Origin of the sequence: Variovorax dokdonensis, from assembly GCF_030316895.1 — a bacterium.
Taxonomy (GTDB): domain Bacteria; phylum Pseudomonadota; class Gammaproteobacteria; order Burkholderiales; family Burkholderiaceae_C; genus Variovorax; species Variovorax dokdonensis.
Genome location: NZ_JASZYV010000006.1, coordinates 27,180 through 41,561, shown reverse-complemented (window position 1 = coordinate 41,561; position 14,382 = coordinate 27,180). Strand labels below are relative to the sequence as shown.

The 14,382-nt window shown below is 64.6% G+C and carries 16 protein-coding genes; 11 read left to right on the top strand and 5 right to left on the bottom strand.

All coding sequences use genetic code 11. The annotated features are described in order from the left end of the window. Positions 1–5 precede the first annotated feature (5 nt). The 6 genes from mltG to QTH91_RS21705 all read left to right on the top strand — a co-directional run bounded on the left by mltG (position 6) and on the right by QTH91_RS21705 (position 4,692). A complete protein-coding gene (gene mltG, locus QTH91_RS21730) occupies positions 6–1,007 on the top strand; it encodes an endolytic transglycosylase MltG (protein ID WP_286662247.1) in 1,002 nt (333 codons plus the stop codon). A gap of 34 nt (positions 1,008–1,041) precedes the next feature. Continuing rightward, positions 1,042–1,677, top strand: coding sequence for a dTMP kinase (tmk, locus tag QTH91_RS21725; protein ID WP_286662246.1), 636 nt, complete (start codon positions 1,042–1,044; stop codon positions 1,675–1,677). Then, complete coding sequence (locus QTH91_RS21720; protein WP_286662245.1) at positions 1,674–2,696, top strand: DNA polymerase III delta subunit-related protein; 1,023 nt, start codon at positions 1,674–1,676, stop codon at positions 2,694–2,696. Before tmk ends, QTH91_RS21720 begins: the two co-directional genes overlap by 4 nt. Beyond that, on the top strand, positions 2,693–3,070 hold the full coding sequence (locus tag QTH91_RS21715) for a PilZ domain-containing protein (protein ID WP_286662244.1): 378 nt from the start codon (positions 2,693–2,695) through the stop codon (positions 3,068–3,070). Before QTH91_RS21720 ends, QTH91_RS21715 begins: the two co-directional genes overlap by 4 nt. Before the next feature lie 150 nt (positions 3,071–3,220). After that, positions 3,221–4,030: a TatD family hydrolase gene (locus tag QTH91_RS21710; protein ID WP_286662243.1), complete on the top strand. Its 810-nt coding sequence runs from the start codon at positions 3,221–3,223 to the stop codon at positions 4,028–4,030. After that, a complete protein-coding gene (locus QTH91_RS21705) occupies positions 4,027–4,692 on the top strand; it encodes an ankyrin repeat domain-containing protein (protein WP_286662242.1) in 666 nt (221 codons plus the stop codon). The genes QTH91_RS21710 and QTH91_RS21705 overlap by 4 nt, the downstream gene beginning before the upstream one ends. A gap of 134 nt (positions 4,693–4,826) precedes the next feature. On the opposite strand, the gene QTH91_RS21700 is transcribed toward QTH91_RS21705, so the two are convergent. The 5 genes from QTH91_RS21700 to QTH91_RS21670 form a co-directional block, all read right to left on the bottom strand. Beyond that, positions 4,827–5,084, bottom strand: coding sequence for a hypothetical protein (locus QTH91_RS21700; RefSeq protein ID WP_286662241.1), 258 nt, complete (start codon positions 5,082–5,084; stop codon positions 4,827–4,829). A gap of 47 nt (positions 5,085–5,131) precedes the next feature. Then, positions 5,132–6,061, bottom strand: coding sequence for a glutaminase (locus QTH91_RS21695; RefSeq protein WP_286662240.1), 930 nt, complete (start codon positions 6,059–6,061; stop codon positions 5,132–5,134). 249 nt (positions 6,062–6,310) lie between these two features. Beyond that, positions 6,311–6,814: a DUF7673 family protein gene (locus QTH91_RS23150; RefSeq protein WP_438273545.1), complete on the bottom strand. Its 504-nt coding sequence runs from the start codon at positions 6,812–6,814 to the stop codon at positions 6,311–6,313. Between the two features lie 393 nt (positions 6,815–7,207). After that, the gene (locus QTH91_RS21675) at positions 7,208–8,164 is read right to left on the bottom strand and encodes a LysR family transcriptional regulator (protein ID WP_286662237.1); all 957 of its coding nucleotides are present in this window, start codon (positions 8,162–8,164) and stop codon (positions 7,208–7,210) included. Between the two features lie 38 nt (positions 8,165–8,202). After that, on the bottom strand, positions 8,203–9,030 hold the full coding sequence (locus QTH91_RS21670; protein WP_286662236.1) for an alpha/beta fold hydrolase: 828 nt from the start codon (positions 9,028–9,030) through the stop codon (positions 8,203–8,205). A gap of 184 nt (positions 9,031–9,214) precedes the next feature. Here QTH91_RS21670 and QTH91_RS21665 point away from each other — a divergent pair, with 184 nt between their 5' ends. The 5 genes from QTH91_RS21665 to QTH91_RS21645 all read left to right on the top strand — a co-directional run bounded on the left by QTH91_RS21665 (position 9,215) and on the right by QTH91_RS21645 (position 14,341). Further along, positions 9,215–10,201 carry a Bug family tripartite tricarboxylate transporter substrate binding protein gene (locus QTH91_RS21665; RefSeq protein ID WP_286662235.1) on the top strand — a complete coding sequence of 329 codons (987 nt, stop codon included), beginning with the start codon at positions 9,215–9,217 and terminating at the stop codon, positions 10,199–10,201. Positions 10,202–10,209: 8 nt separating this feature from the next. Continuing rightward, entirely contained in the window at positions 10,210–11,289 is a 1,080-nt protein-coding gene (locus QTH91_RS21660; protein WP_286662234.1) for a mandelate racemase/muconate lactonizing enzyme family protein, read from the top strand. Next, on the top strand, positions 11,286–12,251 hold the full coding sequence (locus tag QTH91_RS21655; RefSeq protein ID WP_286662233.1) for a Bug family tripartite tricarboxylate transporter substrate binding protein: 966 nt from the start codon (positions 11,286–11,288) through the stop codon (positions 12,249–12,251). Before QTH91_RS21660 ends, QTH91_RS21655 begins: the two co-directional genes overlap by 4 nt. A 25-nt stretch (positions 12,252–12,276) precedes the next feature. Beyond that, entirely contained in the window at positions 12,277–13,053 is a 777-nt protein-coding gene (locus QTH91_RS21650) for an enoyl-CoA hydratase/isomerase family protein (protein ID WP_286662232.1), read from the top strand. 70 nt (positions 13,054–13,123) lie between these two features. Next, complete coding sequence (locus QTH91_RS21645) at positions 13,124–14,341, top strand: acyl-CoA dehydrogenase family protein (protein ID WP_286662231.1); 1,218 nt, start codon at positions 13,124–13,126, stop codon at positions 14,339–14,341. The last annotated feature ends 41 nt before the right edge of the window (positions 14,342–14,382 follow it).

Here is a 14,382-nt window from a genome sequence, read left to right as displayed (position 1 = left end):
CGCCTGTGCTGCGCTTTCTACGAACCATCATCCTGCTTGCCGTGCTGGTCGCGGCCGGCGCTGCCGCCTGGGGCCTATGGTGGCTGCAGCAGCCCCTGAAGCTTGCCACTGCGACGATCGATCTGCCTGTGGAGCCGGGTACCACGCCCCGCGGCGTGGCCGAACTGGTGGTCAGCAAAGGCGTACAGACCTCGCCCGACTTGTTGTATTGGTGGTTCCGCCTGTCGCGAAAGGATCGGCAGATCCGCGCCGGCAGCTACGAACTGGAGCAGGGCATCACGCCTCGGATGCTTCTGGAGATCCTGGTCCGGGGCAAGGAAGCGACGCGCAGCCTGGCGCTGGTCGAGGGCTGGAACTGGCGGCAGGTGCGAGCGGCGCTGGCCAAGGGCGATCAACTACAGCAGCTCACCGCCGGCGACACCGACGAGCAACTGATGGAGAGGTTGGGGCGGCCCGGCGTCGCGCCGGAAGGTCGCTTCTTTCCCGACACCTACACCTACTCGAAGGGCTCGACCGACCTGGCGCTCCTGCAGCGGGCAATGCGCGCCATGGACCGTCACCTTCAGGCTGCCTGGGAAGCGCGCGCCACCGACCTGCCGCTCAAGACACCCGACGAAGCGCTGGTCCTGGCCAGCGTCGTCGAGAAGGAAACAGGGCGGGCGCAGGACCGTCCCGAAGTGGCGGCGGTTTTCATCAATCGCCTGCGCATCGGCATGCCGCTGCAGACAGACCCGACGGTGATCTATGGCATCGGCCCGAGTTTCGATGGCAACCTGCGCAAGAAGGACCTTCAGACCGACACGCCCTACAACACCTACACCCGAGCAGGCCTCCCGCCCACGCCGATTTCCATGCCGGGCAAGGCTGCCCTGCTTGCGGCCGTGCAGCCGGCGCAGAGCAAGGCGCTCTATTTCGTCTCGCGCGGCGATGGCAGCAGCCAGTTCAGCACCACGCTCGACGAACACAACCGGGCGGTCAACCGCTATCAGAGAGGAAACAAGCAGTGATCAAGCGCCGGCCAACATTCGGGCAGACGATTCGATGAGCGCGCTGTTCCTTTCGCTCGAAGGCATCGACGGCGCTGGCAAGTCCAGCCACCTCGACGCGCTCGAAGCGTTGTTCAGGGGCCAGGGCAGGGCGGTCACCCGCACCCGCGAGCCCGGCGGCACGCCATTGGCGGAGCGCCTGCGCGAGATGGTCTTGCACGAAGCCATGGATCCGCTGACCGAGTCACTGCTCGTCTTTGCGGCCCGGCGGGATCATGTGGTCCAGGTGATCGAGCCGGCCCTGGCGCGTGGCGACGTCGTCATCTGCGACCGCTTCACCGACGCCACCTTTGCCTATCAAGGCGGCGGGAGGGGTTTCGACCTGCAAGTGCTCGATCAGCTCGAACGATGGGTGCAGCACAGGGATTCGCATGCGGCTGCACTCTTGCAGCCCGATCTGACACTGTGGTTCGACCTACCGCCCGAAGTGGCAGCTGCCCGCCTCGCCGATGCGCGTACGCCAGACAAATTCGAGGCGCAGTCGGCTGAATTCTTCCGCCGCGTGTCGGCTGGCTATGCCCGGCGCGCTGCCCAGTCGCCACGCTTCGCACGCATCGATGCCGAGCGCAGTCGCGAAGCAGTCTGGGAACAGGTGCACCAGGCGCTGACGCAAAGAGGCTTTCTCGGATGAGCGAAATTGCCGACACGCTTCCCGACTGGCTGCAAGGCACACTGACCGAACTCTTGCGCCTGCGCGGGCATGCCTTGCTGGTCGAAGGTCCGTCCGGCCTCGGCCAGTATGAATTGGCCCTGGCGCTTTCGGCGGCCTGGCTGTGCGAGCAACCCAAGCCCACCGGCGCATGCGGCCATTGCCCAAGCTGCCATTCGATTCGGGTGCGCACGCATCCGGATCTGTGCGTCCTGATGCCTGAATCCTTGCAGTTGGAACTCGGCTGGCCGATGGATGAGCAGACTCAGGCCGAGCTGGACAGCAAGAAGCGCAAGCCGAGCAAGGAGATTCGGGTACAGGCGATGCGCGAGGCGGTCGTCTTTTCCCAGCGCACCAGCTCTCGCGGCCGGGGCAAAGTGGTGTTGGTGTACCCGGCTGAGCGGATGAACGGCATCACCGCGAACACCTTGCTCAAGACCCTGGAGGAGCCGCCGGGCGACGTGCGCTTCGTGCTGGCCAGCGAAGCCGCCTGGAAGCTTCTTCCCACCGTACGCAGCCGGTGCATGTCGCACGCCATGCCCTGGCCGGACACCGGACACGCCGTGGCCTGGCTGAAGCTGCAGGGCGTTCCCGAGTCGGAGGCTTCGGTGCTTCTGCGCGCCGCCGGCGGTCGTCCCCAGGATGCCCTGGCCTTGGCGGGCAGCGGCGTCACCGCCGAGGCGTGGACGCGCCTTCCCAAGGCCGTGCGTCGCGCCGAAGTGGCGGCCTTGGGTGAAAGAACGCCCGCCCAGGCGATCGAGGCGCTTCAGAAGCTCTGCCACGATCTGCTGGCCCAGGCTGTCGGCGCCGAGCCCCGATTCTTCGCCGCAGCGGACCTTCCAAGCCCACCACCAATGCGAGTGCTTTCGGACTGGTCACATTCGTTGACAGAGGCTGCAAAGAGTGCAGAACACACGTTCAATCCCGGATTGATGCTGGAATCGCTTGTGAGCCAAGCCAGTGTCCACCTAAACTCCGGCGGAAATTCCAAGCGCCCATGAGCACAGCACCCAACTCCGCCGCCCCTGCCGCCTCGGCGCGCCCCAGCGTCATTCAGCTCGCCATCAAGGAAAAAGGTGCGCTCTACGCCGCATACATTCCCTTGTTCGAACAAGGCGGCATCTTCATTCCGACCTCACGCGAGTACCGCCTGGGTGACGACGTGTATGTGCTGCTCACCTTGCCCGAGGATCCGCAGCGCTACCCGGTGGCCGGCAAGGTGGCATGGATCACACCGGAGCGCGCAGCGGGCAACCGTGCGCCGGGGGTGGGCATCCGCTTTCCGAGCGACGAGAAATCGCGACAGCTGAAGGCGAAAATCGAAGAAATGCTGGCGGGCGCCGCCAACTCGGATCGACCCACGCAGACCATCTGATACCCGAGGGTCGATCGGCCCGGCAAGACCTGCCCAGCCTGCGTGGATCCAATCTCTGGCATTCTTGAGCCATTCCCATACGCGGGCCTTCCTGAACTGAACGGGAAGGCCCGCATCGCCTTTGGACCGCGCCCGCGCCCCAGTCATTCGATGTTCACCGACTCCCACTGTCATCTCAACTTTCCCGACTTCGCCGGGCAGATCCCGCAGATCCGCGACGCCATGGCGGCGGCGCATGTCGATCGCGCCCTGTGCATCTGCACCACGCTGGAGGAATTCGACGGCGTACACGCTCTTGCCACGCAATACGACAACTTCTGGGCCAGCGCCGGCGTGCATCCGGACAACGAGGACATCGAGGAACCGTCGGTGGAGCGTCTGGTTGAACTGGCTTCGCGGCCCAAGGTCGTCGCCATCGGCGAAACCGGCCTTGACTACTACCAGATGGAAGAGCGCAAGGGTGGCCGCACCGTGGCTGATATGGAGTGGCAGCGCGACCGCTTTCGCACCCATATCCGCGCCGCGCAGCAGGTGAAGATGCCGCTGGTGATTCACACTCGCGCTGCCTCGGTCGACACCTTGGCGATCCTGAAGGAAGAGGGCGAGGACGGCACGGGCAGGGCGGCCGGCGGGGTGTTCCATTGCTTCACCGAGACCGCCGAAGTGGCCCGCGCAGCGCTCGACCTCGGCTTCTACATTTCCTTTTCGGGCATCTTGACCTTCAAGAAGGCTGCAGACCTGCGCGAGGTTGCGGCCTTCGTGCCGCTCGACCGCATGCTGATCGAAACCGACAGCCCGTATCTGGCGCCAGTGCCGTTTCGCGGCAAGACCAACACACCGGCTTTCGTGCCTTACGTGGCTCAGCAGATTGCTGAAATCCGACATATGAAGGCCGAAGATATCGGATATACGACAAGTCAGAATTTCGAAAACCTGTTCAAGGGAGTCACCAAATCATGAGAAATAACTTCAAGAATGCAGCGATTGCTGTTGTTATTGCAGCGTTTTGTTCCATCGGTCATGCCGACGACAAGGTCGATTTCTTCCGAGCAGTGGGCGTCGACAACTCAGGCGGTGTGCAGCGCTTGATCGACAAGGGGTTCGATCCGAACGTGAAGGATGAACGAGGCCAGACCGGCCTGATCCTGGCGATTCGCGAGCAATCGCCCAAGGTCGTCGACGTGCTCATCGCGTCGCCGAAGGTGAACGTCGAGGCGCGCAACAGCAGCGACGAAAGTCCACTGATGATGGCTGCGCTCAAGGGCAACAAGGCGGCCGTCGACAAGCTGATCGCACGCGACGCCGACATCAACAAGACCGGCTGGGCGCCGCTGCACTATGCGGCCACAGGCGGCCAGATCGAGATCATGAAGGTGTTGCTTGAGAAGTCGGCCTTCATCGACGCTCAGTCGCCCAACGGCACAACGCCCTTGATGATGGCCGCGATGTACGGCTCGCCCGAGGCCGTGAAGCTCCTCATCGACGAAGGCGCCGACCTGAACATGAAGAACCAGCAAGGCATGACGGCGCTGGACTTTGCCAACAAGGGCAATCGCAAGGATGCGGCGGGCTTGTTGACCGACGCGGCCAAGGCCAGGAAGCCGGCTGCAGCTGGCAAGTAGGCGCGGCACGTTGGCCTGGTGGCTGGGTCTCTGATTAATACAATGTGTATTATGTTAAATGAAGGCGGTTAAGAGCGAGGCTCGCGTCGACAGGACGCCAGTCCAAGTTCGAACTCGATCCGAAGTACAAAAGCCTAGTCCGGAACGAACTTGGCCTTGAACTTGGCGACGTCGTCCGCCTGCTCCATCGTCACGAGTTGGCCCATCTTCCCATCGGAGAGCCGGCACGCGGCAAAGAGGCTGTAGCGTCCGGTCAGGTCATAGCTCGGCAGATCGATAAGCGCATAAGGTTGCGGCACAAAGACCTGGTGCTCGAACACCACTCGGTGCACGTTACGTGGCGAGGGAAAGAGCTTGTAATCGGTGGTCTCGAAGGACCTTGCAGTAGCCATTCCGCATTCTCGCTCCGTTGGCTTCGGTTCGAGGCCACGCCCTGCCCTCAGAACACCGACAAGCCCGTCTTCGCCACGAACAACTCCAGCGCCTTCATCCCCAGCAGCGAGTTGCCGGTGGCATCGAGCGCGGGCGACCACACGGCGAGCGTGAGGTGATCTGGCACCACGGCGACAATGCCGCCGCCCACGCCGCTCTTGCACGGTAGGCCGATCGAAAAGGCGACGTCGCCGGCCGCGTCGTAGGTGCCGCAGGTCAGCATCAGCGCATTGATGCGGCGCGTCTGACGCTCGGTGGTCACTGCCGGGCGGCCGTCGAAAGGATGCGCGCCGTCGCGGCACAGGAAGGCGGCGGCGCGCGCCAGTTGCACGCAGTTCATGCGGATCGCGCACTGGTGAAAGTACATATCCAGCACGGACGACACGTCGTTGTCGATCTTGCCGAAGCTCTTCATGAAGTTCGCCAACGCGTAATTTCGATAGCCGGTCGCGGCCTCCGATGCGGCAACCTCGTCGTCGAAAGCGACAGCCTCGTTCGCAAGGCTCGACATCAGCGCCAGCACCATGGCCTTGGCATCGCCCACGCTCAGCAGCCGGTCGGCCACCGCGATCGCGCCGGCATTGATGAAGGGGTTGCGTGGCTTCCCCTGTTCGTTTTCGAGTTGCACCAACGAATTGAAAGGGTTGCCTGACGGCTCGCGGCCGATGCGCTCCCACAGCCGTTCGCCCAGGTGCTGCATGGCGAGCGTGAGCGTGAACAGCTTGGACACGCTCTGGATCGAAAATGGCACTGCCGCGTCACCGGCGCAGGCCTCGTGGCCGCTGCAGGTGCGAAGCGCAATCCCGAACTGGGCGGCGGGCACGCGCGCCCGCGCCGGGATGTAGCTGGCGACCTCGCCGCCGACGCCGAGCAATGGGCGGATCTCGTCGTTGATCTCGTCGAGCACGGGCTGGAAGTTCTGGGTTTTCGTCGTCATCGTGGGTGAATTGTTCAGGGGGCGCAGTATGTCCCGCTCATCAACTTGACGATGGGCGTGCTTTGGCTGGCCGTGGACTCGTTCATGCTGGGCGGCTCCCGGTAGCTGGTTCTGGACAACCCCGCATACCGACAGGCGCGGCGCTCGCTGATGGACAGTTCCTGAACCATTCTGCCAACGGCCTCGCGCCTGGCCTGCGGGGTCAGCGCTTTACCCCGAAGCCCACTTTCGCCAGCGTGCGAACGGCCGTCAGTTGGTTGTGCGACTGGCCGACGACGCCTGCTGATGCATGGGCGTGCCCGGAGGCACGCCCTCGCTCTGGCGCACCTGCCAGATTCGCAGCGCCTGCGACACCCGCGCGCCACCGCCTTCGACTTGATCGGCAAGCGACAGGCGGGCGTGACGGAAAGCGTCGAGCACCGCCAGCATGTCGTCACCCAGACTCAACTCCAACCCGCGCAGGCTGCGCAGCGACAGCGGCTCATCGCGCCATACGGCCGCCAACAGTTCTGCGGCGTCGCGCGCGTGCGGGCGTTCGGGGTGTTCCGCCAGTTGTAGCAGCCGCTCGAAGGCCGCAAGGCCACGTTCGGTCGCGTCGTGGGCGCACAGCTCTTCATCGAGCATGCGAGCTCGCGCAATCGTGGTGGCTTCATGGTCGACGCGCGCGAAGTCGCCGGTGCCGGTGACCCGCTGCATGCGATTGATGTGCTCCAGCCTTGCCTGGTGCTGGAGCCTGCGCTCGCCCTGGTTCATGGCTTTGTCTCCCCGCAGCCTTGATGCAGGCCGCAGGATCGTGCTTTTACTCCTCCTGGGGCGTTGCGGTAAGGGGGATTGCGCGGAAGGCACGGCACGCAGGCATCAGGTTTATGGAGCGCCGGCATCGACGGACTACGTCGGATCCTTGCTCGAGCGCGGTGCGGCGAGGTCGAAGGCGGAAGGCCTTGCGTGGGGTTCCAGGTCGCCGATGTGGAGGAACTGCCCTTTGCCGACGCCAGCTTTGACGGTCGTTTCGACCTTCGGCCCAAATGCCGCAAAAACCGAGGATCTCAATCGGCGGCGTTGCCATCCGGCCTGGAAACTTCGTCGCAGTGGATGCCGATGGCGTTGCCGTCCTGGCAGTTCATGCAGGATGACGGCGCCTTGGCATCAGGACCGCCACATGCCCTGCGCAGCCATTTCGCCGACGATGCGCACGATGTGCCCCGTCACCGCCGTCACGGCGCGGGACGGCCCCTTGGCCCGCGAAAAGGCCAATGCGACCGTGCGCTGAAATGGAGGCTCGACGATGCGTGCCGCCTGCAGCTTGCCCTCCTGCACCTCCTGCCACACGGCGTGCAGCGGCAGCACCGTGTACAAGCCCTCTTGCGCCGTCAGTTGTTTTTGCAGCGGCAGCGAATCCGCTTCAATCACCGGCGCCAGGGTGATGCGAGCTTGGCGCGCGCCGGCATCGAGTGCTGTGCGCAGCCCGTTGGGCGCGCTCGGCAGGATGAAAGGCAGCCCGTCGAGGCTCGCGAAGGGCACTTGGCCACTCGCTGTGAGCCGGTCGTCGCGCCTGCCGATCAGGTAGCTGTCGACCGTGGCAAGGGCCTCCTCGCCATCCGGCAGCGTCGCGGAGTAGCGATAGAGAATGGCGATGTCGACACGCGCGTCGGTGAGCCATTCCTCCACCTGCCCGCTCGAGCCTTCCAGCACTTTCAGACTCACGCCAGGCAAGAGAGCGCGCGCGGCTGCGTAGAGCCGCCCGGTGAGGATTGTTCCGATGGACGGAAGGCTGCCCAGCGTGACCGTACCGACGGGTTCGCGCAGATCGGCCCGGATATCGTGTTCCAGCGCCTGTGCGCGTTCGAGCAACTCCTTGACCTGTGGAAACAGGCGCTGGCCCGCTTCTGACAACTCCACGCCGCGGCCCGTGCGGTTGAACAACCGGGTCCCGCATTCGCGCTCCAGTGCGTTGACCTGCCGGCTCAGGAAGGACTGATTGCTGTCCAGGAAAAGCGCAGCGCGCGTCAGGCTTCCGAGTTCGCCAATGGCAATGAAAGAGCGCCACTTCTGAAGATCAGATGCGATGTTCAGTTCGAAGTCGGTGGCGCGAGGCTTGTGCATGAGCGGTGATTATCGGACTGGACGTTGCCTTCATGTGTTCAGCCTCGGCCTGACTGGCGGCGAAGGAAGTCCAGCACGATGCGGTTGAAAGCATCGGGCTGCTCCCAATTCGGGCAATGTCCCGCCTCCGGGACGATGGCCACTTCCGCATGCGCCAGGTGCTTCGCCTGCATGCGCAGCAAGGCCGGCGGCGCGTAGAGGTCACCGTCTCCCGTCATGAGCAGTGTCGGATGCTCGATGCTCTCGACGCGCTCCCATGTCATCGGAAAAGGTCGCCGCGCGACGACTGGCGGCCCTGAACGAGCCTCGCGCGCCAGCGCCAGCCAGGCTTGCACGCCGTCCGGCTTGCCGGCGCGATACGACGGGTGGAGTTCCTTGAATTCCACAGGCAAGGCTTCGAATTCTGGCGGGCGCAGCCGGGCATTTGCCTGCGCGTACGCCGTCTCGGAACTGTCGATGCCCAGGTAGGACGATGCCACCGTCAATGTTCGCAGGCGTTTCGGATGCAAGAGGGCAAAGTCCAGGGCGTAAAAGGCACCCAGCGCAACCGCCACCAGATGGGCCCGCGCAACGCCGCAGTGGTCCAGCAGGCAACGCAGATCTTCGGCAGCAACTCCGGGCTCGTTGCGATCGCCCGCCTCCGAGCGCCAGCAGCCACGTCGGGAATAGCCGATGACCCGGAAGCCGGCCTCGACAAACACCGGCTGCTGGTAAGCCCAGCCGGCGCCGCTCTGGCTGCCCGCATGCAGGAAGACGACGGCCTCCCCTTCCCCTCCGGTGTCCCAATACCAAAGCCGGCATGCGCCGACATCGATCAGGCCTTCGGTCGCGGGCGCCTGCGGCGGCGGCGGTCGCCAATCGCTCATTCGGTGCGTCTCCTGTTTGCGGTAACTCTAGTCGCGCTGCGCTCGCCTTTCATGCCGGCGCGGACATGACTGGTTTGCCGGATCCATCAGGGCCGGATGCATAGCAGCCTTGCGCGATCGGTGCATGGCTCGCAAGAGGACCGGCTTCTAGACTGCCTCCATCCAACTCCAGGAGACAAAAATCATGGCCCACAGCCGCCGCTTCTACTCCACTGCCCTCGCACTCACGCTCACGCTTGCCGGCGGTCTTTTCTCGACCAACGCCGTGCAGGCACAGGAGTGGCCCGCCCGGCCGATCAAGCTGATCGTGCCGTACGCGGCGGGAGGACCGACCGACGCCATCGCACGGTTGCTGGCCACGAAAGTGGGCGCTGCCCTGGGTCAACCCGTCGTCGTCGACAACCGGGCCGGCGCCGGCGGCACCATCGGCGTGGATGCCACCGCGAAGGCGCCCGCCGACGGCTACACCCTCGCCCTGGTTGCCCCCGGGCCACTGGCCGGCATGCCCAATCTCATGAAAGCCCCCTACGCGCTGGGCGACCTGCAGTACCTGACCCTGGTCGCCAAGATTCCCAGTGTGGTGGTGGTCAACAAGAAGTCGGGCATCGATTCGCTGGAGGCGCTCGTGAAGAAGGCGAAGGCCGAGCCCGGCAAGCTGAGCTACAGCTCTGCAGGGCCCGGCACCACGCCGCACATCGGCATGGAGATCTTCGACGATCAGGCCGGGGTCAGCATGCTGCACGTTACGTACAAGGGTGCAGCTCCGGCGATTACCGGACTGCTCGGCGGCGAAGTCGACGTTGCCATGGTCGACATGCTGCCGGTGCTTGCGCACATCAACAGCGGTTCGCTCAAGGCCCTGGCCGTCGCTGCGACGGCCCGAGTCCCGCAATTGCCCGATGTGCCCACAACCGCGGAAAAGGGTCTGCCCGGAGTCCTGATGGAAACCACCTACGGCATTGTCGCGCCCAAGGGCATTCCTGCACCCATCGCCACCAAGGTCCGAGAAGCCTTCGTCGCCGCCGTCGAAGCGCCTGAGACCAAGCAGCAGTTTCTCCAGCAGGGCGCCCTGCCCGTGACTTCAACCGGCGCCGCCTACCAGCAACTGATGCAGGCGGAATCGGACAAATGGAAGAGCATCATCGTCAAGGCCAAGATCACGATGCAGTGACCGGCACCATGAAAATTGCCGCCGCCACGATCGAGCCCTGCACCCAGGCGCTCGCTGACCCGCAGTGGAAGTTTGCACGCGCCCAGGTCCCGCACTTGGAAGGCTGGGTGCTGCGCCTGGCTGATGACGACGGGCACCAGGGGCTCGGCTACTGCCATGCCATCCCTGCCATCTCCACCGATGGCGCTGGCGCCCGGGCTGGACTTGGCTTTCTGGCGCCGCGCCTCGTCGGCCGCGCCGTGGACGATCTCGCAGGCACGATGGAAGAGATCGACGCAGTGCTGGCCTACCAGCCGACCGCGAAAGCTGCGATCGACATGGCACTGCATGACCTGCTCGCGCGTCGCCTCGGTGTGCCTGTGCATGTGCTGCTCGGTGGCAAGCTGCGCGACTCGGTTCGTCTGTCGCGCATCCTGTCCATCAAGGCGCCGGAAGAAATGGGCGCGATTGCAGGCCGTCTGGCAGCCGAAGGCTATACGCAATTGAAGCTGAAGCTCTCGGGCGATGGCGATGCCGACGTGCAGCGCATCGCAGCAGTGCGCTCTGCCGTCGGGGACGGCGTGGCGCTGACGTTAGACCCGAATCAGTCGTACAACGCCAAGCAACTGATTGCCGCCTTCCGTCGCATGGAGCGGTATGACATCGCCCTGATCGAGCAACCCGTGCCAGCCGCCGACTTCGCCGGGCTTGCGCTTCTCACGCGGACCCTACCGGTCGCGATCGAGGCAGACGAAAGCGCGCAGAGCGTGCGCGACGTCTTTCGCTTGGTCTCCGAACGGGCTGTGGATGTGATCAATCTGAAAGTCACCAACCTGGGCGGCATCCGGCGCTTCCTGCAGGCCGTGCGCATCTGCGAGGCTGGCGAAGTCGGTTGCCGCGTGGGCGCAGCCTTCGGCCCTGCTCTGTTGCAGGCCATGGCCTTGCAGGCGGCCAGCGTCATCCGCCGCCTGCCCTATGCCTGCGAGCTGTCGGAACACCTGCACCTGCAGGACGACCCTTTCACCCCACTGCCCATGCAGGATGGGCAGTTGCGACTGCCCCCAGGACCCGGCTGTGGTGTCACCTACAAGAACCAAGGAATCCGATGAAGACAAGCCTTTGCAAAGCCATGGCCCTGCTGCTCGCCACCGTTGCTTTCGGCGCCGCAGCGCAGGACTACCCCAGCAGGCCGTTGCGGCTGGTCGTGCCTTTTGCGCCCGGCGGCGGGGCAGACTTTGTCGCCCGCGCGATTGCTGCGCCGCTTTCCAAGCGACTCGGGCAACCCGTGGTGGTCGACAACAAGCCGGGCGGTGGTGCCACCCTTGGCGCGGACATCGTCGCCAAGGCGCCAGCCGATGGCTATACCTTGCTGTACACCACCCCTGGGCCTCAGATGGCCAACCCCTATCTGATGGCAAAGCTGCCCTATGACCCAACGCGCGATCTGGTGGCGGTGACCGAAGTGGCGATCGTTCCCAACGTGCTGGTCGTCAACAAGGACCTGCCGGTGCGCACGCTCAAGGAATTCATCGACTACGCGAGGGCGAACCCGGGCAAAGTCAACTTCGCCAGCGCGGGCCAAGGCGCCAGCAGCCACCTCGCCGGCGAGCTCTTCAAGCAATCGGCCGGTGTCTCGATCGTCCACATCCCCTATCGCGGGACCGGCCCGGCGCTGACCGATCTGCTATCGGGACAAGTGCAGATGGCGATCGACAGCATCGCGGTGTACAAGCCGCACATCGACAGTGGCGCCTTGCGCGCGCTCGGTGTCGCCACTGCAAAGCGCTCGCCGCTCTTGCCGGACGTGCCACCGATCGCCGACGAGTTGAAGGGCTTCGAGGCTGCCCCGGTGAACTACATCTCCGTGCCACGCAATACGCCGCAGGCCGCGATCGAGCGGCTGAACCGCGAGATCAACGCGGTCCTGCAGACGCAGGAACTCAAGGACCAGCTTGCAGCCGGCGGCGTCATTCCCCAGGGTGGAACGCCAGAAGAGATGGCCGCGCTGGTCCGCAGCGAGGCGATGAAATGGAAGAAGGTGATCGAGGTCTCCGGTGCCCGCATCGAATGAACTGGACAGGAAAAGGATAGAAACCATGAACGACTTGACCCAACTCGAAGTCCGCATCGAGGATTTCGTTGCCACCCTCACGATGAACGCGCCGCCGGTCAACGCGCTGACCCGCACCCTCAACGACGAACTCATCCTTGCGCTTGACCGCATCAGCGAAATGGACGAAGTGCGGGCGGTGGTGCTGACGGGCGCCGGCAAGGTGTTCTGCGCCGGCGCGGACCTCAAGGGCCGCAAGGACGTCATCAAGGGACCGGGCGACCTTCCTGCCCATTCGCGCCGTACCCGCGAATGCTTCCACGCGATCCGCGAGTGCGCCAAGCCGGTGGTGGTCGCCATCAATGGCGCTGCGTTGGGCTCTGGCTTGGCCATGGCAGCCTCCAGCGACATTCTGGTCGCATCGGAAAAAGCCACCCTGGGCATGCCGGAAGTGGATGTCGGCCTGCTCGGAGGCGGCCGTCATGCCATGCGCCTGTTCAGCCACTCGCGACTGCGCTTCATGGCCCTGACCGGAACGCGTGTCGACGGCGCCGAGATGTACCGCCTGGGCATCGTCGAGGCCTGCGTCCCGCCGGAGGAACTGATGCCCAAGGCATTGTCCATCGCCCGAAACATCGCCTCCAAGAGCCCGATCGCCACCCGCATGTTCAAGCACACCCTCAATACCATCGAGGACATGAGCCTGCGGGACGGCTACCGCTACGAGCAGGACATGACGGCGCAGATCGCCAAGACCGAAGACGCCAAGGAAGCACAGCGCGCCTTTGCCGAGAAGCGTCAGCCGGTCTTCACGGGCCGATGAACTGTCGCTGGAGTGACCGACAAGATGCTCCAGTGCCGATTCAATCGGACCGTCATCCAAAGGAGATTCCATGTTCGCCGAACCATCGCCGAAGTCCGCCGAGTTGCTGCAACGCCTGCGCGCATTCTTCGATGAGCACATCTACCCCAACGAAGAGCGCTACCACCGCGAGACGGATGCATTCCGGCGCGCGGGCAACCCCTGGCAAGTGGTGCCGCTGATCGAGGAGCTCAAGCCCAAGGCGCGTGCCGCCGGACTGTGGAACATGTTCCTTCCGCACCCGTACGAGGGCCAGGGCGGCATCTCGAATCTCGACTACGCGCCGCTGTGCGAGGTCATGGGTCGCGTCTCGTGGTCGGGAGAGGTTTTCAACTGCTCCGCGCCCGATACCGGCAACATGGAGACGCTGGAACGCTATGCCACTGACGCGCAGAAGAAGCAGTGGCTCCATCCCCTGCTCGCCGGAGAGATCCGATCGGCCTTCCTGATGACCGAGCCTGCCGTCGCATCGTCAGACGCCACCAACATCCAGTGCTCGATCCGACGCGATGGCGATCACTACGTGATCAACGGCCGCAAGTGGTTCTCTTCCGGCGCCGGCAGCCCGCGCTGCCAGATCTTCATCGTGATGGGAAAGACCGACCCGGACGCCCCGCGGCACGCGCAGCAGTCCATGGTTCTGGTGCCTCGCGATACCCCCGGGGTCACGGTCGTGCGGCACCTGTCGGTGTTTGGCTATGACGATGCACCGCACGGACACATGGAGGTCGCACTGGAAAACGTGCGAGTCCCGGTCGACAACATCCTGCTGGGCGAAGGCCGCGGATTCGAAATCGCACAGGGCCGCCTGGGACCAGGCCGCATCCACCACTGCATGCGGTCGATCGGCGCTGCCGAACGCGCGCTGGAGTTGATGTGCGATCGGCTGCAAAAGCGCATCGCCTTCGGCAAGCCCCTTGCCGAACAGTCGGTCTGGCATGAGCGCATCGCCGAGTCGCGCTGCATGATCGACCAGGCGCGTCTGCTGACGCTGAACGCTGCCTGGAAGATGGATACGGTCGGCAACAAGGTCGCTCGCGCCGAGATCGCCATGATCAAGGTCGTGGCCCCCAACATGTCGTGCAAGGTGGTGGACTGGGCCATTCAGGCCCACGGCGGCGGCGGCGTGAGTCAGGACTTCTGGCTGGCCGAAGCCTATGCGCACCAGCGCACGGTCCGCCTGGTCGATGGTCCTGACGAAGTGCATCGCAACGCCATTGCCAAGCTGGAGCTCGCCAAGCACCGCTAGCACGCTCGCATGCGGATGCCACGTGCTATGCGCCATGCGGC

Bases quoted from the DNA above. Each gene is read 5' to 3' on its own strand.
- tmk (WP_286662246.1), top strand. From the start codon at position 1,042: ATGAGCGCGCTGTTCCTTTCGCTCGAAGGCATCGACGGCGCTGGCAAG.
- QTH91_RS21720 (WP_286662245.1), top strand. From the start codon at position 1,674: ATGAGCGAAATTGCCGACACGCTTCCCGACTGGCTGCAAGGCACACTG.
- QTH91_RS21715 (WP_286662244.1), top strand. From the start codon at position 2,693: ATGAGCACAGCACCCAACTCCGCCGCCCCTGCCGCCTCGGCGCGCCCC.
- QTH91_RS21710 (WP_286662243.1), top strand. From the start codon at position 3,221: ATGTTCACCGACTCCCACTGTCATCTCAACTTTCCCGACTTCGCCGGG.
- QTH91_RS21705 (WP_286662242.1), top strand. From the start codon at position 4,027: ATGAGAAATAACTTCAAGAATGCAGCGATTGCTGTTGTTATTGCAGCG.
- QTH91_RS21700 (WP_286662241.1), bottom strand. From the start codon at position 5,084: ATGGCTACTGCAAGGTCCTTCGAGACCACCGATTACAAGCTCTTTCCC.
- QTH91_RS21695 (WP_286662240.1), bottom strand. From the start codon at position 6,061: ATGACGACGAAAACCCAGAACTTCCAGCCCGTGCTCGACGAGATCAAC.
- QTH91_RS23150 (WP_438273545.1), bottom strand. From the start codon at position 6,814: ATGAACCAGGGCGAGCGCAGGCTCCAGCACCAGGCAAGGCTGGAGCAC.
- QTH91_RS21675 (WP_286662237.1), bottom strand. From the start codon at position 8,164: ATGCACAAGCCTCGCGCCACCGACTTCGAACTGAACATCGCATCTGAT.
- QTH91_RS21670 (WP_286662236.1), bottom strand. From the start codon at position 9,030: ATGAGCGATTGGCGACCGCCGCCGCCGCAGGCGCCCGCGACCGAAGGC.
- QTH91_RS21665 (WP_286662235.1), top strand. From the start codon at position 9,215: ATGGCCCACAGCCGCCGCTTCTACTCCACTGCCCTCGCACTCACGCTC.
- QTH91_RS21660 (WP_286662234.1), top strand. From the start codon at position 10,210: ATGAAAATTGCCGCCGCCACGATCGAGCCCTGCACCCAGGCGCTCGCT.
- QTH91_RS21655 (WP_286662233.1), top strand. From the start codon at position 11,286: ATGAAGACAAGCCTTTGCAAAGCCATGGCCCTGCTGCTCGCCACCGTT.
- QTH91_RS21650 (WP_286662232.1), top strand. From the start codon at position 12,277: ATGAACGACTTGACCCAACTCGAAGTCCGCATCGAGGATTTCGTTGCC.
- QTH91_RS21645 (WP_286662231.1), top strand. From the start codon at position 13,124: ATGTTCGCCGAACCATCGCCGAAGTCCGCCGAGTTGCTGCAACGCCTG.